Origin of the sequence: Rothia amarae, from assembly GCF_014705945.2 — a bacterium.
In the GTDB taxonomy this organism is placed as follows: domain Bacteria; phylum Actinomycetota; class Actinomycetes; order Actinomycetales; family Micrococcaceae; genus Rothia; species Rothia amarae.
Window position 1 is genome coordinate 304,484 of sequence record NZ_CP061538.1, and the last position, 24,771, is coordinate 329,254.

At 51.0% G+C, this 24,771-nt stretch carries 23 protein-coding genes; 16 read left to right on the plus strand and 7 right to left on the minus strand.

Annotated features, from left to right (window positions below; genetic code table 11):
* Nucleotides 1-66: 66 nt before the first annotated feature.
* Genes IDM48_RS01470 through IDM48_RS01480 form a run of 3 tightly spaced genes read right to left on the minus strand, consistent with a single transcriptional unit; the run spans nt 67 to nt 3,059 of the window.
* Nucleotides 67-828 carry an ABC transporter ATP-binding protein gene (locus IDM48_RS01470; RefSeq protein WP_068172277.1) on the minus strand — a complete coding sequence of 254 codons (762 nt, stop codon included), beginning with the start codon at nt 826-828 and terminating at the stop codon, nt 67-69.
* Nucleotides 822-1,880 (minus strand): FecCD family ABC transporter permease, encoded by a 1,059-nt coding sequence (locus IDM48_RS01475; RefSeq protein WP_145174032.1) that lies wholly within the window; start codon nt 1,878-1,880, stop codon nt 822-824. The genes IDM48_RS01470 and IDM48_RS01475 overlap by 7 nt, the downstream gene beginning before the upstream one ends.
* Nucleotides 1,881-3,059: an ABC transporter substrate-binding protein gene (locus IDM48_RS01480; RefSeq protein ID WP_190617747.1), complete on the minus strand. Its 1,179-nt coding sequence runs from the start codon at nt 3,057-3,059 to the stop codon at nt 1,881-1,883. It lies immediately after the preceding gene.
* A gap of 198 nt (nt 3,060-3,257) precedes the next feature.
* Between IDM48_RS01480 and folP the strand changes: the two genes are divergently transcribed.
* From folP to IDM48_RS01550, 14 genes are all read left to right on the plus strand, one after another.
* Nucleotides 3,258-4,145: a dihydropteroate synthase gene (gene folP / locus IDM48_RS01485; RefSeq protein ID WP_190617749.1), complete on the plus strand. Its 888-nt coding sequence runs from the start codon at nt 3,258-3,260 to the stop codon at nt 4,143-4,145.
* A 349-nt stretch (nt 4,146-4,494) separates the two neighbouring features.
* Complete coding sequence (gene folB, locus IDM48_RS01490) at nt 4,495-4,860, plus strand: dihydroneopterin aldolase (protein WP_190618563.1); 366 nt, start codon at nt 4,495-4,497, stop codon at nt 4,858-4,860.
* Complete coding sequence (gene folK / locus IDM48_RS01495; protein WP_190617751.1) at nt 4,851-5,357, plus strand: 2-amino-4-hydroxy-6-hydroxymethyldihydropteridine diphosphokinase; 507 nt, start codon at nt 4,851-4,853, stop codon at nt 5,355-5,357. Before folB ends, folK begins: the two co-directional genes overlap by 10 nt.
* Nucleotides 5,354-5,884 carry a DUF3180 domain-containing protein gene (locus tag IDM48_RS01500; protein ID WP_190617753.1) on the plus strand — a complete coding sequence of 177 codons (531 nt, stop codon included), beginning with the start codon at nt 5,354-5,356 and terminating at the stop codon, nt 5,882-5,884. The genes folK and IDM48_RS01500 overlap by 4 nt, the downstream gene beginning before the upstream one ends.
* 137 nt (nt 5,885-6,021) lie before the next feature.
* The gene (locus tag IDM48_RS01505; RefSeq protein WP_190617755.1) at nt 6,022-6,576 is read left to right on the plus strand and encodes a PH domain-containing protein; all 555 of its coding nucleotides are present in this window, start codon (nt 6,022-6,024) and stop codon (nt 6,574-6,576) included.
* Nucleotides 6,576-8,045, plus strand: a complete 1,470-nt coding sequence (locus IDM48_RS01510) for a PH domain-containing protein (RefSeq protein ID WP_190617762.1) — start codon at nt 6,576-6,578, stop codon at nt 8,043-8,045. The genes IDM48_RS01505 and IDM48_RS01510 overlap by 1 nt, the downstream gene beginning before the upstream one ends.
* Nucleotides 8,046-8,096: 51 nt before the next feature.
* A complete protein-coding gene (locus IDM48_RS01515; protein ID WP_190617764.1) occupies nt 8,097-9,017 on the plus strand; it encodes a Rossmann-like and DUF2520 domain-containing protein in 921 nt (306 codons plus the stop codon).
* A gap of 40 nt (nt 9,018-9,057) precedes the next feature.
* A complete protein-coding gene (panC, locus tag IDM48_RS01520) occupies nt 9,058-9,978 on the plus strand; it encodes a pantoate--beta-alanine ligase (RefSeq protein ID WP_233126048.1) in 921 nt (306 codons plus the stop codon).
* A gap of 100 nt (nt 9,979-10,078) precedes the next feature.
* On the plus strand, nt 10,079-11,536 hold the full coding sequence (gene lysS, locus IDM48_RS01525) for a lysine--tRNA ligase (RefSeq protein WP_190618564.1): 1,458 nt from the start codon (nt 10,079-10,081) through the stop codon (nt 11,534-11,536).
* 113 nt (nt 11,537-11,649) lie between these two features.
* Nucleotides 11,650-11,880 (plus strand): hypothetical protein, encoded by a 231-nt coding sequence (locus IDM48_RS01530; protein WP_068172236.1) that lies wholly within the window; start codon nt 11,650-11,652, stop codon nt 11,878-11,880.
* 175 nt (nt 11,881-12,055) lie between these two features.
* The gene (locus tag IDM48_RS01535) at nt 12,056-12,406 is read left to right on the plus strand and encodes a histone-like nucleoid-structuring protein Lsr2 (RefSeq protein WP_068172233.1); all 351 of its coding nucleotides are present in this window, start codon (nt 12,056-12,058) and stop codon (nt 12,404-12,406) included.
* Between the two features lie 420 nt (nt 12,407-12,826).
* Nucleotides 12,827-15,484, plus strand: coding sequence for an ATP-dependent Clp protease ATP-binding subunit (locus tag IDM48_RS01540; protein ID WP_238398004.1), 2,658 nt, complete (start codon nt 12,827-12,829; stop codon nt 15,482-15,484).
* A gap of 35 nt (nt 15,485-15,519) precedes the next feature.
* Nucleotides 15,520-16,566 (plus strand): type IV toxin-antitoxin system AbiEi family antitoxin, encoded by a 1,047-nt coding sequence (locus IDM48_RS01545; RefSeq protein ID WP_202939898.1) that lies wholly within the window; start codon nt 15,520-15,522, stop codon nt 16,564-16,566.
* Nucleotides 16,553-17,395 (plus strand): hypothetical protein, encoded by an 843-nt coding sequence (locus IDM48_RS01550; RefSeq protein WP_145174014.1) that lies wholly within the window; start codon nt 16,553-16,555, stop codon nt 17,393-17,395. Before IDM48_RS01545 ends, IDM48_RS01550 begins: the two co-directional genes overlap by 14 nt.
* Before the next feature lie 154 nt (nt 17,396-17,549).
* Here IDM48_RS01550 and IDM48_RS01555 read toward each other — a convergent pair whose 3' ends face one another.
* Nucleotides 17,550-18,512 carry an HhH-GPD family protein gene (locus IDM48_RS01555; RefSeq protein WP_145174011.1) on the minus strand — a complete coding sequence of 321 codons (963 nt, stop codon included), beginning with the start codon at nt 18,510-18,512 and terminating at the stop codon, nt 17,550-17,552.
* A 78-nt stretch (nt 18,513-18,590) separates the two neighbouring features.
* On the opposite strand from IDM48_RS01555, the gene IDM48_RS01560 reads away from it, so the two are divergent.
* Complete coding sequence (locus tag IDM48_RS01560; RefSeq protein ID WP_145174008.1) at nt 18,591-19,403, plus strand: hypothetical protein; 813 nt, start codon at nt 18,591-18,593, stop codon at nt 19,401-19,403.
* Nucleotides 19,404-19,491: 88 nt separating this feature from the next.
* Here IDM48_RS01560 and disA read toward each other — a convergent pair whose 3' ends face one another.
* The 3 genes from disA to IDM48_RS01575 form a co-directional block, all read right to left on the minus strand.
* Entirely contained in the window at nt 19,492-20,538 is a 1,047-nt protein-coding gene (gene disA / locus IDM48_RS01565; protein WP_145174006.1) for a DNA integrity scanning diadenylate cyclase DisA, read from the minus strand.
* Nucleotides 20,539-20,629: 91 nt separating this feature from the next.
* On the minus strand, nt 20,630-22,030 hold the full coding sequence (radA, locus tag IDM48_RS01570) for a DNA repair protein RadA (RefSeq protein ID WP_068172215.1): 1,401 nt from the start codon (nt 22,028-22,030) through the stop codon (nt 20,630-20,632).
* A 66-nt stretch (nt 22,031-22,096) separates the two neighbouring features.
* Nucleotides 22,097-23,341, minus strand: a complete 1,245-nt coding sequence (locus IDM48_RS01575) for an FUSC family protein (protein WP_238398005.1) — start codon at nt 23,339-23,341, stop codon at nt 22,097-22,099.
* A gap of 284 nt (nt 23,342-23,625) precedes the next feature.
* Here IDM48_RS01575 and pstS point away from each other — a divergent pair, with 284 nt between their 5' ends.
* Nucleotides 23,626-24,732 (plus strand): phosphate ABC transporter substrate-binding protein PstS, encoded by a 1,107-nt coding sequence (pstS, locus tag IDM48_RS01580; protein ID WP_369796775.1) that lies wholly within the window; start codon nt 23,626-23,628, stop codon nt 24,730-24,732.
* Nucleotides 24,733-24,771 lie beyond the last annotated feature (39 nt).

Genomic DNA, 24,771 nt, shown 5'->3' on the forward strand with positions numbered 1-24,771 from the left:
ATGCCGGGGAAATAAATCCCCGGCATCCTTTTATATAGAACTTCTTTGAGACCTGCATGGGTGGATTTAGCTCACCGTTGCAATGACCGGGGTATCCCCATGATGCAAAATTTCAGTTTCTACTTCAAAGACTGCACGTAACAATTCAGGGGTAAGGAGGTCACGAGGGCTACCTTGTGCTTGTAGGGTACCTTCTTTCATCACGAGCAACTCGTCGCAGAAACGTGCAGAGAGGTTAATATCGTGGATTGCAACCAGGGCTAGGGCGCCTGTGGCACGTACTTGCTCGCGTACCTGTGCTAATAAGAACAACTGCTTATTGAGATCGAGAGCGCTCGTTGGCTCATCAAGAAGCATCACCGCAGGCTTAGCAACAAGCATCTGGGCAAAGGCTACCATTTGCCGTTGCCCTCCAGAGAGTTCACTGAGATAGCGGTGTGCGAGATGAGAAATTTTTAGGTCGCACATTACCTCAGCAGCTAGATTCTCCACACCATGGCTAGAAGAATCCCGAGAAGCTGACACCATGACGGTCTCAAAAGCTGTGAGTGCTGCAGAACCTGGTAAATCTTGAGGAACATACCCGATATGGCGAAAGTGCTCTTTGGGGGCAATCTGTTTGCCGTTTAGAGTTACCCTCACAGTACCTAATTGCGGCTTATGTACTCCCGCTATTGTTTTGAGAAGGGTTGATTTACCACAGGCGTTGGGACCAAGTAGGCCTACTACCTTCCCAGAGGTAAGAGGGGCAACGGTGAGATTATCGAGAACTTGATGCTTGCCGTAGGCGGTATGTAGCCCGTTGACCTCTACTGAAGTTTCTACCATTGGGTTCTCTTTCTAGTCATAATGATGAGGAAGAAGAACGGTACACCTACCAAGGCAGTAATAATTCCAATGGGAATAGCGATTCCTGGAACAATTACTAGGCTCAAGGCGTGGGCAGCGCACAGGATTCCAGCTCCTGCCGCCATCGATGCAGGAAGGAAATAGCGTTGGTCCTCGCCGACGAGTAGACGGGCAATATGCGGTCCTACAAGACCGATAAAGCCAATTACTCCGGCAAAAGCTACAGCAGTTGCCGCCAGAACTGAAACCAGTATTAGTACAGTGATTCGAACGCGGGCGACGTTGATGCCCATTGCCCGTGCCCGTTCGTCGCCTAAGCGCAAAGCAGTGAGTTTCCATGAGAGCACCCACATCCACGGCAATGCAATCAGCAAGACTCCTGCAAGGACGATATTTCCCAACCAGGTTGCTCGCGTCAGGGAACCCATAGTCCAAAAAACAATCTGCTGGAGTGCCTCGGTAGAAGCCTTGTACTGCAACAATGCCAGCATCGCTTGAAACATGAAAACTAGTCCAATGCCTAGAAGAATCATGGTTTCCGAACTCGCTCCGCGAAGTACCGAAAAGAAGACAATTAATGATGTAGCAGCAATGGCGCTAACCCACGCCACAAAGGCAAGGTTGAGCTGAGGGAGGGGCAAAAAGCTCCAGCCTAAAACGATGGCGCTCGCCCCACCCAAAGCCGCTGCGGCAGAGATGCCCAAGGTGAAGGGTTCAGCCAGCGGGTTGTTCAGAATTGTCTGCATCTGCGCACCTGCAGCACTGAGAGAGACACCGATGAGTACTGCCATCACCGACATCGGTAAGCGGAGTTTCCAGAGTACTGTGCGCTGAGTTTCAGAGAGCGCGGAAGGGTCAAACACTCCGTGGATAACTTGCATAAACCCGATATCAATCGGACCTACAACGGTGCTCACGATAAACGCAATGGTAGCTGTGGCTATCAACAACCCAATAAGTGTCCAGCGCCGCCGTACCACTGCCCGGTGAGTGCGTACAAGTGATGAAGGGGTCTCGCTAGCGATTGCCATTTATTTCTGATCTACCTTGTGCTGAACGAAGAATGTTCCAGAAGCTTCAAAGGGCTGGAAATCTTGGTGTGCCTGCTTGATTTCCTGATCCATATCTAGGTCGGTAAAGAGTTCAGGGTGTAGCCACTGAGCAATTTGTTGAATGGCGAGGTAGTTCAAGGGGGAGTCGTAATACTGGTGCCAAATTCCGTAGAATTCCCCATTTTGCGGTGCTTTGAGTTGGTCGAAACCTGGGGTTTTGAGCAGTCCTGCCAGAGTGCTCTCTGCATGAGAGTAATCGGTGGCATAACCCAAAGAAACGTGAGGTACCGGTTGAGGCTTATCTTTTTTGGGTGCCCAGGAGCCACCGGTGGCTATGATGACCTCTGGTTGCTGTTCGATTACTTTTTCAGGGGTAAGAGATCCTTCTTCGCCATCGAGGAGGTTATCTCCGATATTTTCTCCGCCTGCAACATTTATAAATTCCGCAAAGTTTGATTTGTTGAACGACATGCAGCAATCGGTCTGGCCGGCTGCACGCCAGAGGAAAGTACGGGGCTTGGAATCGGCGGAAGCAACCTTTTCTTTGACGCCTTCAACTACCTGCTTCCAGTGCTCATTGAACTTCTGAGCCTGCTCCTCGCGGTCAAATACTTTGCCAAATATATCAACGGAAGCTGTGGTGTTCTCCAAGGGGTGCTGGCGGAAATCAGTAACGAGGTATTTGATTCCTGCTGTATCCATCTTGTCAATCATGCCTGTGCCCTGGGCGGCATCGTAGTGGTCTTTGGTGATGATGACGATGTCGGGGGAGTAGGAGATGAGGTTTTCAACCGTTACATCGCCTTTGGCAATAGCTCCGATAGTGGGAACATCGTTGAGTTCGGGGTGAGTTTCTTCTAGCTTCTGGTAGAAGGAGGGGGCGCTGGTTTTGAGATCTGAACCCATAGCGACGACGTTTTTGAAAGGTTCTTCGTGGTTCAGGATTGAGGTGGCAAAGAGTGCGCGTCCTTCGCCGAGGACTATGCGCTCGGGGGCTTTATTAAATTCCACGGTGTGCCCGATGACGTCGGTAACTGTGAATGTTTCTGAAGAATCTTGGGTGGATGATTCTTCAGTAGAAGTGGTTCCGCAAGCGGTGAGAGATCCGAGAAGTGTTGCTACAGCGAGAGTGCTGCCAATGCGCTTGAGTAGTCTCATGAGCTGCTTTCTAATGAATGTACTAAGTGTGAACAAAATAATAAGTAAGGTAATACTTACTTAGGTAGACCTTACCCGTACTTTAATCGTGTGTAAAATTACTTTTAAACAGGTCTAGAGGTAGCAAGCGCGGCGGAGCTGGAAGAAAAACCCTTTGCTCAGTGAGATGATAAAAATCCACGATGAACAGAGGAGCTAATGATGGAAAATATTCGTGGCTGGGGATCGTACGAAAATCTCCCTGCTGACAGAACTCTGGTCATGGGAATCCTTAATGTCACCCCTGACTCCTTCTCAGACGGCGGTCAACACTATGGGGTGGAAGACGCCGTAGCGCACGCCCGGCAGATGATTACAGACGGCGCAGATATCATCGACGTCGGAGGCGAATCGACCCGTCCTGGATCGGTGCGTATTACTCCTGAGGAGGAGCAGCGCCGTATTCTGCCGGTCATTCGAGAACTGGCAAAAATGGGTGCGGTGATGAGTGTGGATACCCTTAACCCCGAAACGGCTCGCGCAAGTATTGAAGCCGGGGCGCACATCATTAATGATGTTTCGGGAATGAGCCTTCGCGACGACATGATTGCCGTAGCTGCTGATTTGCAGGTTCCCTATATTCTGATGCACGCCCGAGGCGATTCCAACACCATGGATTCAAAGGCCGTGTATGAAGACACTGTTTCTGAAATTTGTGAGGAACTCACGACTCTGCGCCGGCGGCTGCTGGATGGCGGTGTGAAACCGGAAAATATCATCATTGATCCTGGTCTGGGGTTCGCTAAAGCTGGAGATCAGGACTGGGAATTGTTGGCAGGAATTGACCGCTTGAAAGAGTTGGGTCATCCTGTGCTGATTGCCGGGTCCCGCAAACGTTTTGTTGCCGCCTTGCTAGATGCGGAGGACGATCGTCGAGCGCAGTCGCCCGGGCATCATCGCTCGCCTGCTGATCGAGATGGGGCGACCACTACCATAAGCACTATTTCTGCTCAGCAGGGAGCTTGGGCAGTACGGGTGCATAATGTGCAGCCCACTGCCGATGCCATTGCGGTGGTGGAAACCCTACGGCGGGTAGCAGAAAAATAAGTTGCCGTCATTTCTGTTCTCTTTTATTTCAGCTACTGAAGTGGCTGGCGTAATTTTTTGAAATAGGAGGGAAGAAGAGAGGGAAGTTCTTGTGATGTTGACCTCCCCTTTCTTCGGTGGATCTTTATGTCCGCAAAAAATCCCCCTGATTATTGCGGGTAGAATGTGCGATTAATGAATGAGACTGCATATATTCATTTCTAAGGAATATGCCTTCGGAGTGATTAATGAGGATAATAGCGTTTAAGGATGAGCCTTTTACCCTCAAGATGGAAACAGTATAAGGAAACCAGTGACCCTCACCGAAAAATCTGCAATGTCTAGCACTTCTGTTAATCAGTATGCGCGCATGGATCGTATCACTCTGACTGGAGTGGGGGTAGTGGGTTATCACGGTGTTTTAGATTCTGAGAAGCAGTCCGGCCAGCCTTTCTTTGTAGACATTACGATGTTTACTGATTTTCAACGCGCCTCTGAAAGTGATGATGTTGAAAACACCGTGAATTATGCCGAGGTTGCAGAGTTAATTCGGGATGTCATTACCGGAGATTCCTTGGATTTGATTGAGACTCTTGCGGAAAATATTGCGCAGGCTGTTTTGGCTCGTTTTCCCTTGGAAGCTTTGGAACTTACCGTCCATAAGCCAAAGGCACCCATCGAGGTTACCTTCTCTGATGTTTCTGTCACCGTATTCAGGGAGAGAAAATGTCTGTAAAAGCTATTCTCGCTTTGGGGTCTAACCTGGGCGAAAAAGAAGAAACATTAGTGCGTGCTATCGGTGATATCTGTAGCCACGACAAAATTGTGTTGCGAAAAATCTCTCCCATGGCAATTACAGAAGCGGTAGGCGGTCCGCAGGATCAGCCTGATTTCTTGAATCTTGTGGTGGAAATTGAAACGAGCCTACGCCCCTTTGAACTGCTGCATTTTTGCCAGAGCGTAGAGCAAAAGCATCACCGTGTCCGCGAGGTACGATGGGGGCCGCGCACGCTGGATATTGACATTATTGAATACGGCAGTTTAGAGATGGACGAACCTGATCTCACCCTGCCTCACCCCCTAGCGGCAGAGCGGGCTTTTGTGCTGGAGCCCTGGGCTCGCATGGATCCTGCTGCCCAGCTTGAGGGGCAACTGGTCAGCAAGTTAGCTGAGCAGGCTGATGATTTTGACGGCATCATTGAATTCCGAGACGCCCCGGTGGTGTGCGCATGAGCTCGCTGAAAATGCGAATTCTTCTTCTTGTCTTTGTTGTTTCTTTGGCTGCAGGGGCGTTGCTCAACGGACTGAGCGTGGGCGCCGGTGGTCCTGAGCTTCAACTGCCTGCCACTGTTCTTGTGGTCAGCGTGATTTATTGCGGTATTTTGCTGTGGTTTGGCGTGCAGGTCTCTAAGTATCGGGATCGTGAAAGAAGGCAGGACGCTCGCGCTATGAATCCGCTCACCGCTGCTCGCACAGTGGTATGGGCTCAAACCGCAGCGTATGTAGGGGTGATGTTTTCTGGCTGGCATGTTGCTCTAATTTTCTATCACCTGGGGCTACTGTCCGTTCGTGCTACCTGGGGCCCGGTATGGGGCGCAATCATCGGAGTTATCTCAGGTGTGCTCATGCTCGTGGTGGGAATTATCGTGGAGAACATGTGCAAAATTCCGCCGGGAGATTCTGACGACGACGGGTCGGGCTCCCTTGCCCCCAACACCGAACAAGCTAACCGAGGTCTGGCGCGGCGTCGTCCTGAATAAGCGATAGGCAAGGGCAAACGCTTCGGCTACGGCGGAGAAGTTCGAGTTTTTCGTTCCTGGGGAGGATTCGCTACGCACAGAGGATTGAGATAATAGGGGCAGATAGCCTCATTCTGTTGGAACCACCGAGGAGAACAATGTCAGCATCTCACGAAAATCCGCCTACCCGCCTGGAGGGTCCTCAACTCTCTTTAGATACGGATATCGATAGCGTTGCGTGGAAAAGGGTATCTCCTCGTTACTTGAAACTTCGTCTGGTTCAGCGCAGTATCTGGACTATCCTCTGCGTGGCTCTCAGCGCTATTCCGTTACTGGGGCACTATATTTTCCATTGGAACGTCCCCCTCTGGCTGGGGTGGGGTTTAGTTGCTCTGATGCTGCTGTGGCAAGGGGGTCTTTTTGTTCTCGTACCTCGTCAGGTGCGCTCCTGGGGATACTCTGAATATCCCGAGCACCTATTGCTGACTAAAGGTTTGCTCACTCGTTCTACTACCGCTGTACCCTATGGGCGCATGCAACTGGTAGATGTCAGTTCTGGACCTCTAGAAAACATGCTTGGGCTGGCTACGGTGGATTTAAAAACGGCTTCGGCAGGTACTAACGCGGTGATTCACGGCTTGGAACGGGATGAAGCGCACCGGTTGCGCCAGGTGTTAACCTTGCGCGGTGAAGAACGCATGGTGGCAATGTAATGAGTGAAACCCCAGCAGAAGAAAAAGAAACAAGCCTGAACTGGTGGCGCGCGCATCCGCTCTCGCCGCTGACTCAAATGTGGGTTATCTTTGCGGTCATCGCGTGGAATGTGGGAACCTCCGTGTACCAGGAATGGAATAACGGCGAGGGAGATTTTATTGCGCGAGTAGGGGAGTCTCTCTGGCAGATTATTGCTGAAAGCTCCTTTTTCTTTAAGCTCGCCATCCCGTTATTTCTGCTGGCTTTAGTTCTTACCTATTGGGGCTGGTTTGTTACTTTTTTTGCGGTGGGTTCAGATGCCGTATATAGACGCTCGGGTCTTTTGACCAAGAAGTACCGCACGGTGAATCTTGAACGTATTCAATCTATTGATATTGTGCGGCCGTTTTTACCCCGCCTTTTGGGGCTTTCCCAAGTGACGGTGGACGTAGCTGACGGTACCGATTCAGCTTTAAAGATTGAGTACCTCAAGCACTCCGTTGCGAATGAGTTTCGCAGTAGTCTCTTGCGCAAGGTTCGAGAAGCAAAATCCGGCGAGGAGCTGGAGACAGGTGCACACACGGATACGGTGTCAGATCCTGCCATCACAAGAGCGGCGGATCCATCAGCTGAAGAAACCGAGTCAGCGACCACAACGGAGGAGCGCCAGCTTACCCGCCTGCCGATGGGGCGTCTAGCGATGTCGATCTTACTGAACCTCAAGATTTGGCTCATTCTGTTGTTCACAGTAGTTTCCGTTGGCGCACTCGTGTGGGCGAGCGATAACATCTGGGGCGCCATTGTCGGAAACCTAGCCATCGTCCTGATGGCGGCAACTACAGCATGGAATGAATTCAATCAGGGATTTAATTTCAGAATTTTCCACAGCTCTGAAGGGCTGAAAATTCGTAAGGGGCTCACCAACTCCACTACTCAGTCTGTCCCTACCGGCCGTATCCAAGCCTTAGAAATCAAACAGCCTCTGCTGTGGAAACGCCTGGGATGGTTCACGATTACGATGAACGTGGCAGGGTACGGGCTAGAGCTCAAAGAAGAAAGTCTTCACCGTTCAAACCTCATGCTGGTTGCCACCGAAGAGGAAATAAAAAAGGTACTGCCCCTGGTAGTTGCTCAGCGCTGGAACGCGCAGAGGGAGGTGGAGACATTCCCTCGTGTATTTTCTGGTTCTATACCTGACGACGGATTCACGCCCGCTCCGGCGTCCTCCCGCTGGTTTGATCCGCTAACTTATCGCCGCAACGGTTATCTGCTCACCCCAACTTTCTTGCTTATCCGCAGAGGTCTACTGACTCGACGTCTGACCGTGGTTCCCCACGACTGCATTCAATCGGTTGAGCTCTCTTGCGGGCCACTGCAGCGAAAGACAGGGCTGGCAACGCTGAAGCTCCATTCGGTCGCAGGGCAGGTTACTCCGCAGGCAAAGAATATCGATCGAGACAATGCCAAGAAGCTCCTAGCCCTTTACTAAGCCACGAACACGAGCGAAGAAAATTAACCCAGAGCACGTACAATTTGCAGGATGAAGGAGGCGAGTAAAGTAGAGACCGTGAATTCTTCAAAACCAGCACGCCTGGGAATCGGAATTATTTCCGCGGGCAAAGTAGGTTCGGTACTCGGTGCTGCACTCCGAGAAGCCGGGCACGCCATCGTGGGTGTTCACGCGGTTTCAGAAGCATCACAAACACGGGCAGAAGCCCTTCTTCCAGGCGTACCCGTGTTGAGTATCCCTGAAATCGTTGAGCGCTCAGAGGTTGTCCTCCTAGCAGTTCCAGACGATGCCCTACCTGCACTCGTTAACGGATTGGCAGAAACTAACGCCTGGCAGGCTGGGCAGATTATTATTCACACCAGCGGACGCCACGGCACGAACGTCCTGGATCCAGCGCGCGAAAAAGGTGCGGTTGGGCTGGCAATTCACCCGGCAATGACATTCACCGGTCTCTCCCTCGACCTCACCCGCCTGAAGAACTGCAGCTTTGCCGTCACCGGTCCCGCAGCTTTCCTTCCCATTGCCCAAGCTCTCACCGTAGAAATGGGAGCGGAGCCAGTTATCGTTGCCGAAGGCGATAGACCGCTCTATCATGCGGCTCTAGCCCATGCCTCAAACCACCTGGTCACTATCACCGGTCAATCCCTTCAAATTCTTGAATCCATCGGCATACCCAACCCAGCCCACTACATCGAGCCCCTCTTACGAGCAGCCCTCGATAACGCCCTGGCATCAGGAGAAAATACTCTCACAGGACCCGTCGCCCGCGGCGATTTCAACACCGTCAGAACCCACCGCGAAGAACTTCATGGATACTCCCAAGAAGAAAAAGCAGACGACATCACCACCGCCTATCTTGCCCTAGCAAAAGCCACCGCAATCCGAGCATACGAGCGCAAAGTTCTCTCGAATGAACAATTCGAGCAAATTATCAACGCGCTCAACGGCTAAAATACTTTCTGGTACACACAACGAAAGGACCGCTCACACCGTGACTGATAGTCCCTACATCGTCCGAACAATTGACGAGCTCCAAAAACGAGTGCGTAAAGCACTGAAAAAAACCCAGCAGGAACTCAACGCACAAGCAACCGAGGAATCACCTGCCGGGCAATCCTCTTTAGGATTTGTACCCACCATGGGCGCTTTGCACGACGGGCACGCAACTCTTATTCGGCGCGCACGCGAGCAGAACGAGGTCGTTTTAGTCTCCGTATTTGTGAACCCCTTGCAGTTTGGTCCTAACGAAGATTTTGACCGCTACCCCCGTCAGTTGGAAAACGACGTCGCGCTCGCTACCGAAGCTGGCGCAGATATAGTTTTTGCACCTGCTGTTGAAGAGATGTATCCCGCGGGCGCTCCCCTGATTACTGTTTCCTCAGGCAAGCTTGGCACCATGTTCGAGGGCAAAACCCGCCCCGGACATTTCGACGGCGCGCTCACTGTGGTCAATAAGTTCTTCAACATTCTTACCGCAGTTCGGGGAAAGCATTCTATCTATGCGTACTTTGGACAGAAAGATGCTCAGCAGCTTTCTCTGGTTCAGCGTATGGTTCATGATTTCAACCATTCGGTGATTATTAAACCTGTTTCCATTGTGCGTGAGGATAATGGTTTGGCGCTGTCTTCTCGCAACCAATATTTGAGTTCCGAGGAGCGAGAAAACGCGCTCGTGCTATCCCGCACCCTTGCACTGCTACGTGAAAAAGAAATTACCGGTCGAATCAGCGAGAGCGATTTGGATATGGCTCGCGAAAAAATTAATTCGACTCCGGGGATCCGCCTGGACTACCTCGAAGTAGTTGACCCTATGACGTTCGAGACGCCTACGGAGAACTCGCAGCAGGTTCTTGCACTCGTTGCCGCCTATGTGGGTGAAACTCGCCTCATTGACAACATGGAACTGCACTAAAATTATTCTCTTAATCAACTTTCGATAGGCTTTATACGTGACTAAGAACGACAAGGGCGCTACGCCCGAAACCCCGACCATTTCAGACCTGTCCGAGCAGATGCAGATTCGCTTGGAAAAGCGTGCGAAACTGCTCGAATCAGGTCGTGAAGCATACCCCGTAGGTGTGCCCGTAACCCGCACGATCGCGTCAATCCGTGAGCAATATGACGGCAAGCTGGAAGCTGATGACACCACCGGTGACATCGTGGGCATTTCAGGTCGCGTGGTTTTCGTTCGTAATACCGGTAAGCTCTGCTTTGCCTCACTCCAGCAGGGCGATGGAACCCGAATTCAGGCGATGATTTCCCTCGCTGGTGTGGGTGAAGAAGCTCTGGCCGATTGGAAATCTCTCGTTGACCTGGGCGATCACGTTTTCGTACACGGTGAAGTAATTTCATCGCGCCGTGGCGAACTTTCTGTGATGGCAGATGGCTGGCAGATGGCGTCTAAGGCGTTGCGTCCTATGCCTAATCTCCACAGCGATCTGAGCGATGAAACTCGGATTCGCCAGCGTTACCTTGATTTGATGGTGCGCCAGGAAGCCCGCGACATCGTCGTCAAGCGTGCAAAAATTACTCAAATGGTTCGCGACGTTCTCAACAACCACGGTTATATCGAGTTGGAGACACCCATTCTTCAGCTGGTGCACGGTGGCGCCTCGGCACGTCCGTTTGAGACCCACCTGAATGCTTTTGATCAGAATATGACCCTGCGCATTGCAACCGAGCTGTTCCTCAAGCGTGCAGCTGTGGGTGGGCTGGAACGTGTGTACGAAATCGGTCGTGTGTTCCGTAACGAAGGCATTGATTCAACCCATAGCCCCGAGTTCACCACCTTGGAATGCTACGAAGCGTATGCAGACCAGTTTGTGATGGCAGAGCGTATGCAGGAAATTATTATGACCTGCGCAGATGCTTTGGGTGTCTATGAAATTGAGACCGATAAGGGCACCATCGATTTGCGGGGTGAATGGAAATGGCTCTCGGTTTACCCCGGTCTTTCAGAGGCGGTAGGTCAGGAAATTATTCCTGAGACTCCCGTTGACACTCTGCGAGAAATCGCGCAGAAGCATGAGATTCAGATTGACCCGAAGTGGGACGCCGAGAAGCTGGTAGTTGAGTTGTTTGGTGAGATTGTGGAGCCTACTCTGCTGAACCCCACCTTCGTCTACGATTACCCGCCGTCGGCGCAGCCGTTGGCTCGCCCTCACCGCGATAAGCCGGGCGTTATCGAGGCATGGGACCTCATTATTGGCGGTATGGAGCGCGGTACTGCATTCTCCGAGCTCATTGACCCCGTGGTGCAGCGCGAGCGTCTGACCGAGCAGTCCCGCCTGGCAGCAGCTGGCGATGACGAAGCAATGCAACTTGATGAAGACTTCTTGCGTGCGTTAGAGCATGGTGCTCCTCCGATGGGCGGTATCGGTCTGGGCATTGACCGCCTGATTATGCTGTTCACCGGCGTAGGCATCCGTGAGACTATTCTCTTCCCGCTCATGAAGCCTGAAGCTGAGTAGCTAAAAGTCTGAGAGAGAAAACCTCAAAAACGTTGCAGTTCATTTCTGAAGCCGCGTTTTTGAGGTTTTCGCATTATGGTTGAACAGTACCCGTCTAAGGTAAGTGAGTTGATATGGACTACATCATCGCAATTATTCCCTCGGTGTGCGCCGGCATCCTGTTGTATTTGATTTTGCGTTGGATTACGCGTGCCGATCGTACTGAACGCACGGTTCAGCGAGAAATGCAGGACGACGCTGCGCAGTGGTATGAAAATGTGAAGCGCTCAGAAGGAACTAAGAATCCATTTGGCAAAGAGAGCGGAGAAAAATCTTCTAAGGATTCAAATATGAATAAGTTTTAAAGTTATATCCTGATTTCTCCGAATAATAGATTATTGATATATTATAGAAATCAAGAAGCTAATATAGCTTAAATTTGTCGATGTTACTCATGCTAGTGACCAAGAGTCGTATTTTGAAAAATATCCTCTCTCAATTCGGCAGTTATAGCTTTGTCTTAAACTCAGGAGAAATAAAATGGCTCAGAAGGTAAAGATTATCCTTGAAGATGATCTTGATGGTGGCCCCGCAGAAGAGACGGTTCGGTTTGGTCTAGACGGCGGTCAGTACGAGATCGATCTCTCTAGCGCAAACGCTGCACGTCTGCGTGACGCTATTCGCCCCTTTGCGACGAAAGCTCGTCGTGTTCAGGGCGCACGCACCCCTGGTCGTCCTGCCGGTTCACGTAACACTGGCGCGACTAAGCGTAACCCTGAAACTGCATTGATTCGTCAGTGGGCTAAGGATAATGGTTACGACGTTTCCGAGCGCGGTCGTATTCACCAGGATATTCAGGATAAGTACTATGCAGCTCAGAAGCAGAACTAATCTTTAAATCTGAAAAGGAGGGGGCGAGCAAAAGCTTGCCCCCTCCTTTTGCGTAGGAAAGATGGGGGGGGCGGTTTAGTCGAGTGGACCGATAGGTTTATATGCGGAATTTACTTAAATTTATTGGCTCATTTTTTCAACTCTGACTATTGCTAAATTAAATTTTCTCAAATTCGTCCCCATTTATGGCGGCAAATTGAAATGTCATTATTCTATACATTTACTTGGAGTCTCCACCTCAATAGCTGTGTTAATTTAACAAATACTCTGCGGTGTTATCTCAGCGGCATTTCTGAACCATGCTGAAAGCTGAGGGCAGAATACGCCAGCAGAGAGCTTTCACCCCGTGCGAACAGTAGAGTTTTCCCCCTCAAACCCAAGTAATCTTTTTCCTAACGTTAGATTTGTTAGGAGTGTTCAATGTTTGAACGATTTACCGACCGTGCGCGGCGCGTGGTGGTTCTTGCGCAGGAAGAAGCGCGCATGCTCAATCACAACTACATCGGCACGGAACACCTCCTGCTGGGCTTAATCCATGAGGGCGAAGGCATCGCCGCTCGTGCGCTTGAATCCATGGGAATTACCTTGACCGCCGTGCGAGAGCAGGTTCAGGACATTATTGGTTCTGGTCCTCAGGCTCCCAGCGGTCATATTCCTTTTACTCCGCGCGCAAAGAAGGTTCTCGAACTTTCAATGCGGGAAGCTATTCAGCTGAACCACGGATACATCGGAACTGAACACATCCTTCTCGGTATGGTTCGCGCCAATGAAGGTGTAGCTAATCAAGTTCTTTCCAAACTGGGTGCAGAACCAGCAAAGGTTCGCCAGACTGTCACTGATATGATTTCTGGTTACCCCGGTAACGGTGAAGGCAAAGAGACTGCAGGCGTCGGCGCTGGCCAGTCTAAAGAAGGAACCCCTGCTGGCTCCGCCATCCTCGATCAGTTCGGCACCAACCTCACCGCAGCAGCGCGTGAAGGCAAGCTAGATCCGGTTATTGGTCGCGGCAATGAACAAGAGCGCGTTATGCAGGTGCTCTCCCGCCGTACCAAGAACAATCCTGTACTCATCGGTGAGCCTGGTGTAGGTAAGACCGCTGTAGTTGAAGGTTTGGCACAGTCCATCGTTCATGGTGACGTTCCAGAGACCCTCAAAGACAAGCACCTTTACACCTTGGACTTGGGCTCATTGGTGGCAGGTTCCCGCTACCGCGGTGATTTCGAAGAGCGCTTGAAGAAGGTTCTTAAAGAAATCCGCACTCGCGGTGACATCATTCTTTTCATCGACGAAATCCACACCCTGGTGGGCGCAGGTGCCGCTGAAGGCGCCATCGACGCCGCATCAATCCTCAAGCCTATGCTGGCTCGTGGTGAGCTTCAGACCATTGGTGCAACCACTTTGGACGAGTACCGTAAGCACATTGAGAAGGACGCCGCGCTTGAGCGTCGTTTCCAGCCCATTCAGGTTGATGAGCCTTCGCAGGCTCTCGCCGTCGAGATTCTCAAGGGCGTCCGCGATAAGTACGAGGCACACCACCGTGTTTCCATCTCTGACGAAGCGTTGGAATCTGCAGTCAACCTTTCGGCTCGCTATATCTCCGATCGTTTCTTGCCCGATAAGGCAGTAGACCTTATTGATGAGGCAGGCGCTCGTCTGCGTATTCAGCGCATGACCGCTCCTCCTGAGATCAAGGTTCTAGAGGAACGCATTTCTAAGCTGAAGTCCCAGAAGGAAGCTGCAATCGCGGCTAACGAATTTGAGAAGGCCGCTGACCTTCGCGATAAGGAACAGAAGCTTGCCCAAGAGAAGGATGAACAAGAAAAGGCATGGCGCTCTAACGGCGATGCTTTCGGTGAGGTAACTCCCGAGGTCATTTCTGAAGTTCTTGCTGCCTCTACCGGTGTTCCTGTTTACAAGATTACCGAAGAAGAATCCGGTCGCCTGCTCAAGATGGAAGATGAGCTACACAAGCGCGTCATCGGTCAGGAAAACGCTATCAAGGCGCTTTCACGTGCCATCCGCCGTACACGTGCAGGTTTGAAGGATCCGAACCGCCCCGGCGGCTCATTTATCTTCGCTGGCCCCACCGGTGTAGGTAAGACTGAGCTTGCGAAGTCGCTGGCAGAGTTCCTCTTTGGTGATGAATCAGCGCTCATCACCTTGGATATGTCCGAGTACCAGGAAAAGCACACCGTTTCACGTCTGTTCGGTGCGCCTCCCGGATACGTCGGCTTCGAAGAAGGCGGCCAGCTGACCGAAAAGGTTCGCCGCAAGCCCTTCTCCGTCGTCCTGTTCGATGAGGTTGAAAAGGCACACGCTGATCTCTTCAACTCCCTTCTCCAGATTCTCGAAGACGGTCGTTTGACCGACTCCCAGGGGCGCGTAGTGGACTTCAAGAACACCGTTATCATCATGACCACCAACCTGGGTTCACGCGACATGGCTCGCAAGGTTCCCGTTGGTTTCCAGGGTGGCGGCGATCCCAGCGGTGACTATGAGCGTATGCAGGCTCGTGTGATGGAGGACCTCAAGGAGCACTTCCGCCCCGAGTTCCTCAACCGCGTTGACGACATCATTGTGTTCCCGCAGCTTTCCGAAAAGGAAATCTTGCAGATTGTCGATCTCTTCGTAGGACGCTTGGCTAAGCGTCTTGCAGAGCAGGACATGAGCATCGAGCTCACCGACTCTGCCAAGATTCTGATGGCTACCAAGGGCTATGATCCTTCGATGGGCGCCCGTCCGCTTCGCCGCGAAATGCAACGCAATATCGAAGATGTTCTCTCTGAAAAGATTCTGTTCGGTGAAATCAAGGCGGGAGACAAGATCACCGTTGACGCCGAAGGTGAGGGTGATTCGGCGAAGTTCACTTTCTCATCCCAGCCGATGAGTGAGATGGATGAATCTGCAATGGATTTCTCAGCTTATGAAAATAAGGACGACGAAATTATCCCCGCAGAACCTCAAGCTCAGGTAGCTAACGAAGCTGCCGAGCACAAGGCGGAAGAAGAGCAGGCAGATTCTTCTGAAGAGAAGAGCGCTCATATTGATCTTCCCAAGACTGGCGAAGATACTGAATAGGTAGTTCTCTGCGTGTAGAGGGGGGCTCCGCAATAATGCGGGGTTCCCCCTTTTTTGTTCACAAAAATAATTTGTTCACATATTATGAACATATGAAAAATGTGAACGAACCTGGATGGGCAGAGCAGATCGAGGAGCGTCTTAAAGATTTGGGATTGAGCACCTTAGAATCTGAACAAGGTGATGGAACACTTCTTCCTTTGCTTAGGGAGTATCGAGACAGCACAAAAAACAGCGTAAACGCGTTCCTGTTTTTATTAGAGGTTGGAGGGCTCTCTCATAAAGATAATTCCATTGAAGAAAGTGATTACCTTCTGTGTTTACCTTATGTCTCTCGTTCGATGCATGAATGGTTACGGGATCAAAAGCTAAATTTTATCGATGCTTCGGGCAATGCTTGGATTGATGTACCAGGAACGAGAATTTGGGTGGAAGGCCGCCCCAAGTCCGTTCCTTCCTATGGCACAATTGGTAAGTCTCGAGCCTTTAAAGCTACAGGTTTGAAGATTATCTTCGTCTTGCTTGTCTGGGAGGAACTTCTCAACTCAACGGTGAGAGAAATAGCGGACGCTGCAGGTGTCTCCATTGGAGCTGTCTCGAATACACTCAAAGATTTGGTGCAAGAAGGTTACCTAAGTGTCGAAGGACGACACCGGCGATTTAGAAACATGCGTCAGTTGCAGCAGCGCTGGATTGAACACTATATAACTGAGCTCATTCCCAAACTTAAGACGCGTCGAGTCCAAGGGCCTACTCCAAAAGAGTGGCGCGAAGTAATCGAAGACGAAAATTTGAGCCGCTATTCGATGAGTGGTGAAAATGCTCTGGCTTTACACGGACTCGGAATCGCACCTGAAAATACATTGCTGTATGGGCACTACCCCTGGCGCGAAGTCATAATGAAATTCCGTCTAATTCCAGACGCACATGGAAACACTCTGTTGCGAGAACAATTCTGGAACAATCCACTGGGCGACAATAAAACGCCGAAACTTTTGATATATGCAGATGTTTTAGCCACTCAGGATAGTCGACAAATCGAAATTGCAGAAAAACTAAGAGTGGAATTTGAAGAGTTTTAAAGAGTCACCTATACAAGATGTATTTGCCTACCTTTCTCTCCTGGTTCGGGAACTAGATGCAGTTTTTGGAACCCATCAATATATGATGATTGGTTCTTACGTCAGGGATATTTATATTTGTGTGAAAGCCGGTTTTGAAGCGCCAAGGAGTACCCAGGATGTAGACTTCAGCGCACTTGTGGTAGCTGAAGAAACTTTTCTCGAACATTTAGAAGCGGTAGGTAGAAAATCTGGACCAAAAGAAGGAAACCGAATTACTTGCCGTGTTCTCAATGGTACTGATGTGGATATCTTGCCCTTCGGCACATCTTCTGTTGGAACTCTCTTCAGACACAGGGAAGCAGAATGGGACGTTACAGGGCATGAAGAAGCATATCGATTCTCAGAAATAGTAGAGCTTTCTGCTGACCCTCAAATTTCAGTTCGCATACCTACGATAGATTGCATGTTGGGTTTGAAAATTATTGCTTGGGATATGCGCCAGCAGGAAGGCAATTATAAAGATGCTCAAGACTTTTTCTATCTTCTTAATGCGGGCGTTGTTATTGAGGTAAAGGGCAATGAGCTTTGGGAACAATACCAAAATTTGTTGGAACAGGCAGAATATGATGCTGAAAAGGCAGCGGCTTTACTTATAGGCATAAAGTTGAGAGAGCATTTTACAGGAATGGCGCTTGACCGTGTTTTGAATATTCTGAAAGATACTGAGCAGAGGAGATACTTCTTTACTGTGGCAGATGGGCGGGGTGTGTCAAAGCCCCTCGTCGAGAATGCTTTTTCCCAGTTCGAGTTTTTTTATGAGGGTCTTATCTATGACAGGAAGGAATAAGCCAACTAAGGTTTACCCCCGCCCTTGTTTACGATGTTCCTTCGACTGGCCAATCAGCTCGTTACCCTCTTGCAGAGTCAGGCGTGCTACTTGCCACAGAGGGAGTGACTTATTGCTCTAATACGGTGGGAAATACCCGCACGATTTTAGAGCTCTAGAGCGAAACCTTGCCATCGCGTTCTTGAGCTAGCCCATCTGAAATTAGTCCGTTGTAGCAGCGGATAACCTGGTCAGTTGGAGAATTTAGCTTTTTGAGGTTTTCTAGTGCTGGAACATTTTCGTCAGGGTATTTCAAATCTGCGGTAGCGGGGGAGAGTAAGAAGTCCCGAGGTAGAGGACCTGTGGCTTCGCGCAGTACCGCCATCATGGCTCCGCGAAGTTGGCGATCGGTGCCCGCCCATGCTTGTCCGCGAGGTACATAGTCGGGTTCAGGTTTGCCGGCCAGTATCCAGGCGCATTCTGCCTGAACAGGGCAGGCTTCGCATTGAGGAGACTTCGCGGTGCAGATAAGGGCTCCTAGCTCCATGGTGGCGGCGTTCCAGAGCACTGATTCCTCTAGACCGTCTGGCATGAGTGCTTCAGCTAAACGTGTTTCAGCGGCAGTGAGCGATTTTGAGGGGAGCGCTTTACCCAATACTGCGCGTGCATGGACGCGGCGAATATTAGTATCAATTACTGTGGCTCGACCCCCGAAAGCGAAAACGGTAATGGCGGCAGCGGTGTAGGAGCCTACTCCGGGTAAAGCCAGTAAATCTTCGTAGGAAGCAGGCACCTGTCCGTCGTGTTTCTCAACAATGGCCTGGGCGGCGGCGTGAAGCCGCAGAGCGCGTCTGGGGTATCCCAATCGCCCCCATGCTCGGACGACTTCCGACGAGTCGGCTGCAGCTAAATCGGCAGGGGTGGGCCAGCGTTCCATCCATGTCTTCCAGATGGGCAAAACACGGACTACTGGAGTCTGTTGCAACATGAATTCGCTGACCATCACAGCCCATGCTGTGCGGTCTTCTGCGCGCCATGGAAGGTCACGGGCAAAGCGTTCAAACCATTCAATTATATTCTGATGAAGGTATATAACTTTTTGCTGGTTGAGTTGGGATTTTGTCGAAGAAGAAGCCACTTCAATACCTTAGATGATTTCAAGTAAAGATAGCGAATAGTTGTCTCGAACGCCTGAAAAAACAGGTACTCTATACACATGTCTGAAAACGATTATGAAGAAGTCTCTAGCGTCGCTACCGAACCTTCCCCTGATGTGTATCGCCGTCGTCGCCTCCTCGCACTTGCTGCGCTTTTGCTCGTTTTGCTCCTCCTTATTTGGGGCATCGTCGCCATGGTGAGAGCCATGAGTGGAAATAATAACGAAAACGACGCGGCAACCGTAGCTACCGCGTCAAGCTCGGCTGAGCCCTTTAGCGACTTTAGTGAACGTCCCTCAGAATCGGCTTCTTCTTCTGCTAGCGCTTCAGCATCTGCTTCAGAAAACTCCTCCGCATCTGCAAGTGAGTCTTCTGATCCTTCAGCCTCGGCTACAGACATCGCGGCAGCGAGTGAATCAGCGACCCCTTCTGCTGAGCCTTCCGAAACTGCTACCCCTGCCCCCGAGGAAACTACCCCCGCAGTAGCTACTGCTTGCACCGCGCAGAACTTGAATGTAACTCTGAGTGCTGACCAGAAAACTTACGCGGCAGGTCAGAACCCTGCACTGGCAGTTACTTACACCAACACTGCTGGCGATCCCTGCTTGGTAGGCGGTGAAGCGCCCCAGGTAGACATCAACATCACCTCCGGTCCCGCCCAGGTCTTCAACCTAGCCCAGTGCCAGAAAGAATCCACTCCTGAAGCAGAGCTCGCTGCTGGAGCGACCGAGACCAAGGTAATCGCTTGGGATCGTAAACTCAACGCTTTGGGTTGCGGGACTAACCAGACTATTAAGCCGGGATATTACTGGGCAACTGCCACCGTCAACGGTGTTGCATCGGAGCCTACCCGCATCATAGTCACCGGTTAGAGTTGACTACCTTTCCTCTTGGGGGAAAGAACGAAAAGGGGGAAGTGCTCATCTGAGCACCTCCCCCTTTTCTATAACCTCTTCAGAATTACATAAAGCGTTCGAGTAGAGAAGACTCCGCCATCAGTGAGAGAGATTCCCGGATGGTTCGTGCACGATGTTCACCGATGCCGTCTACAGCCTTGAGGTCATCCAAATTAGCGGCCATCAGACCTTGCAGTCCGTCGAACTGCTCTACCAGGCGCTCGACGACGGCACCCGGCATTGTTTTTACGTCAGCAAGGAGACGGAAGCCGCGGGGAGAGAGGGCCGAATCAAGGTCGGTCCCAGCAAGTCCAACGGTGTGAGCGATGATGGAAAGATCTACGATGTCTTTATCGTCAAGTTTTTGAAGTTTCTCTACTGCGCTCTGTACGGCGCCTTCGTCGAGTTCTTCGCAGGTGAGGTAATCGCGCAAGATGATTTCTGTGTCGGGCATTTCAGGGCGGGTGAGTTCTTCATGCTGAAGAGCAATGAGGCGTCCGCTGGTACCCAGTTCCAGAATGTAGAACCCCACTTCGATTGAGATTCGGCGTACCATCTCCATGCGTTGCAGGGTGGTGGCGACATCTTTCATCGTTACGTTAGCTTCGATTTCTAAAGATGAGAGCGACTGCAAAACCTGTTCTAACCGATTGGTGTAAGACTCAAGAGTCTGAATAGCCTGGTTAGCGCGGCTCATTAACGATTGGGTGTCTTCAACCGTGTATCGGAGACCATTGACGTAGACAGAAATCAGGGACATCGAGGAACTAACGGAAATAACGGGGAACCCGGTTTGTCGTGCCACTCGCTCTGCAGTTCGATGTCGGGTGCCCGACTCATGGGTTTCGATACTGGGATCGGGCAGAAGCTGCACACCAGCGTTCAATAACATGGTGGCTTCTTTATCACAGATAATCGCGCCGTCCATTTTGGCGAGTTCCCTCACACGGGTTGCTGAGAACTCGGTATTAATGGCAAAACCACCAGAAGAAATGGACTGAACTGTTTTGTCATTGCCCAGAACAATGAGCGCACCGGTATGACCACGCAGGATCCTTTCTAGACCTTCGCGCAGTTCAGTACCCGGAGCGATTCGGGCAATAGTTTTCATCAGAGAATCACTATAAACAGTCAGCACCTTCTTAGTTTAAGGCAGGGAATGCAATGTTCAGACAAAAATTCTTGTGATGCTGAGCTGGCGGTTAGTTTTTACCTTGCGGAAAGAGAAGCGCTAGAGCTTCGGGGAGAGACGCTACTTCTCTGACCGATACATTAGCGGGGACTTCTCCCACACCGTTAGGAGACGCTGGAACGATAACGTGAGTGAATCCCAACCTGCCGACCTCTGCAATGCGTTGGCGAATGCCTGGAACCGCACGTACCTCTCCTGCTAGCCCAACTTCACCAAAGACTGCAAGCTTGCGGGGGAGCGGCTTGTCCTGTGCCGCCGAGGCAAGCGCCATGACAGCGGCAAGATCGGCTGCTGGCTCGGAAATTTTGGCGCCGCCCACGGTAGAAATGTAGCAATCGAGTTTGCCCACATTGAACCCCGCACGTTTTTGCAGAACCGCTAGGAGCATGGAGATGCGTGCATTATCAAGACCAGAGGTGGCTCGGCGAGGTTGCGGAGTTGCCGACTGGTCAAGAAGAGCTTGAATCTCGGCAAGGAGAGGGCGTCGTCCTTCCATCGTGACCGTCACGCACGTCCCAGCTACCGGGTGCGGAGTGCGGGAGACGAACAGCCCGGACGGATCGGTGACGGGCGCGATGCCGTCTTCGTGCATATCGAAGCAGCCGACTTCATCGGTAGGACCAAAACGGTTCTTGATAGCTCGCAACATGCGAATTGCAGAGTGCTTATCCCCCTCAAACTGGCATACGACGTCCACCAGATGCTCCAAGAGACGGGGTCCCGCGATGGTTCCTTCTTTGGTGACGTGTCCGACCAAAAGAGTGCACATGTTACGTGCTTTTGCCACGGAGATGATGGAAGCTGCGACTTCCCGCACCTGAGTTACACCGCCAGCTGAACCTTCAACTTCACCGGACGCAAGGGTCTGGACAGAGTCCACGATGAGGAGCGCGGGATTGACCTGCTCAATATGCGCCAGCGCCGTAGCCAAATCAGTTTCTGAGGTTAAGTAAAGAGTCTCTGCTACTGCTCCAATGCGATCGGCACGCAATTTCACTTGCGCTGCAGATTCTTCACCGGTGATGTACAGGACGTCTCGGGATTTTTGTTGCCCCGGATTGCGCGCAAAAGTAGCTGCGACGTCGAGCAACAGAGTTGATTTACCAACGCCGGGCTCACCTGCCATCAAGATAACCGCACCGGGGACTAAACCGCCACCCAGCACGCGGTCAAATTCTGAGTTTCCCGTGCCCATGTATTGGGCGATGGTGGAATCCACCTGAGCAATGGGTTGAGCAGGGGATTGCACAGATGACGCCGCAGTTGTTTTAGCGACGATTGACCCACCTTTTTCTTCGACAGTGCCCCACTGCTGGCATTGCCCGCACCTACCTACCCATTTGGCGGTGGTCCAGCCACACTCGGTGCAGCGGTAGGTGTTAGCAGTTTTAGAAGTTTTGCGAGGACTCATAGGTTTATCGTAGGGCAGAGGGCTGACAAGTTAAGGCTCTTTTTCGCCAGGCTGAAAGGAAAGAACCTATTCGTCGTCAAATGGATCCTCTTCCTGCTTTCTCAACACGATATTGAGCGCTCGTGTGTCATCTGGCTTGAGATTTTCAGTGTTGTCTTCTTCGTTAAAAGTATTTACAACGCGTGATGTTTGCTCAACGCGCTTTATCTTGTTGGTGCGAGGAGCATGTTCAGTCATGGATTCGCCCAGCGGAATCAGCAACTTAGAGGCATCCTTGTGGTTCAAGCCCGTGGCTTCCAAAAGATCAGTAACTAGTGGTCGTAGCATCAGCACCAGCGATTCAGCTTCTAACGTTTTCACACCCATGAGACTAGGCTCTAGGGTGCTACTAACGCCACTTAATTTCCGTCTTACCCGAAGACGAAGTGCTGCTCTATCTTTCTGATCTGAGAGGTAGAAAACTTCCCCTAAATCTGCGACAGCTACTGAAATCTGTCGTAAGACATCGGAAATAGATTCAATAGCATCTTGAGATATCCGTACATGATTAATCGTCGATGCCATCCGCCTGTTCAACACGCGTGTGTTGCGAATTGCCAAATCTAATCCAGTGAGAATGTTTGAGTATTCATCTAGCTCTTCGCGGTATCTTCTACCTAGCATCGAAAGCTTAGCCATACCTTTAGCGGTAATGACATCGCCCTTGGCCGCCTCATAAAGTGGTTCCAAGCTACGCGCTTGCTCTAGCGCCGACTGAGCTCTATCCCAGTCGTAGCGATCAATAGATTCTGCAGAGTTTCGTAATACATCTGCAAATGATTCGGAGAGCTTTTGTAGGTTCGTGCGTGGTTCTGCCCTGGGATCTTTGGGGAAGAAAAACATTAGCAAGAAAGCGAAGAGACCACCCACAATAGCATCGACACTTCGGGCAAAGACACCATCTGATGTAGGAACCATCAGCACCACAAGGCACGATTGAAGACCCATCTGAATGGTGAAAATAATTCCGTTATCCAAAAAGCGGGCTATTTGAATGGAAAGAAATAGAACCACAGCCGCTTGCCAGACCCCTCGACCGAGTAACAGCATCAGCAAATCGCCGATAAAAATTCCGAGTGTCACTCCGATTGTTACTTCAAGCATTCGTCGAGAATGAGTGGCGCCTCGCACGTAGCCCAGAGAAACGATTGCTGCTGTTGCCGCGAAGATTGGTTCATGATGTCCCAGCACGGAATGGGCGAAAGCATATGCACCAATTCCTGAAATCACAATCTGCAGGGATTGAAAAAACCCCTGCCGAACGCGCGTCATGCCCTCATGAAAGCGCGTGGAAATTTGTTGCCCGAAGTCAGGTCTAGTTTGGTCTGGGTACATGCCTTTAAGTCTAGGCAGAGGGCGGTAGATAAGGGCTATTGAACGCTGTTAAACGTCTCTCAGAGTTAACTTTCTATTTACCTATCTATCTAAAACAGGCTACCTTTCGCTCCTAGAGTCAAACGTTGTAGGGTCCGAAAGAACACAATATTCGGGCATTTCACACATGAGGGGAGCCGACGGCGTGCTTCCTCACTCGGCTCGTTGTAAAGGAAATTTTCTTGAAGACTAAGGCATTCGCAGGCGCTGGTTCTCTTGCACTCATTGGCATGCTCGCTCTTTCAGCATGCGGTTCAGATAACGCAACCGGCACTTCTACCGGTGATAAAGCATCTGACTCAAACATCTCCGGTTCTTTGAAGGGCATCGGTGCTTCTTCTCAGAAGGCTGCAATTGATGCGTGGGAAGCTGGCTTCACCTCCTCCAACTCCAAGGCAACCGTAAACTACTCACCCGATGGATCGGGTGCAGGTCGTAAGGCTCTTCTTGCTGGCGGTGCTCAGTTCGCTGGTTCGGATGCTCACCTTTCCTCTGATGAATACGAGCAGTCCAAAGAGAAGTGCGGCCCTGAAGGCGCAATCGATATTCCTGTTTACATTTCGCCTATCGCTATTGCTTACAACCTTCCCGGTGTTGATTCCTTGAACCTGGATGGCGAGACCATCGCAAAGATTTTCAAGGGTGACATTAAGAAGTGGAACGACGATGCTATCAAGAAGCAGAACGACGGCGTTGACCTTCCTGATACCAACATCACCGTAGTCCACCGCTCTGACGATTCTGGTACCACTGAGAACTTCACCGAGTACTTGGCTAAGGCATCCAACGGTGCTTGGGATAAGGAAGCAGACGGCAACTGGCCTTCAGATTACGCAGGTGAATCCAACAAGGGTACCTCCGGCGTCGTTTCTACCACCACATCCACCGAGGGCGCAATCACCTACGCTGATGCTTCAGCAGTGGGCGACTTGGGTAAGGTCAAGGTGAAGTCAGGTGAGGAATACGTGGAGCTTTCACCTGAAGCTGCAGCAAAGACTGTTGAGGTTTCAGAAAAGGTTGGCGGCATGCACGCTAACGATATGTCCCTGGACATCAACCGCACCCCTGAAGAAGCTGGCGCTTACCCTGTAGTGCTCGTTTCCTACCACATCGTTTGCTCACAGTACGACAACCAGGAAACTGTTGACCTCGTCAAGGCATACGAAAACTACGTCATCTCCGAAGATGGTCAGAAGACTGCAGCTGATTCAGCTCACTCAGCTCCTCTAACTGACACCTTGCGTGAAGATGCGAAGAAGGCAATTGACGCAGTAAAGGTTGCTGGCTAGTAACCTCCAAACAGTACGGTGTGACCGAGTTCTTAGAAC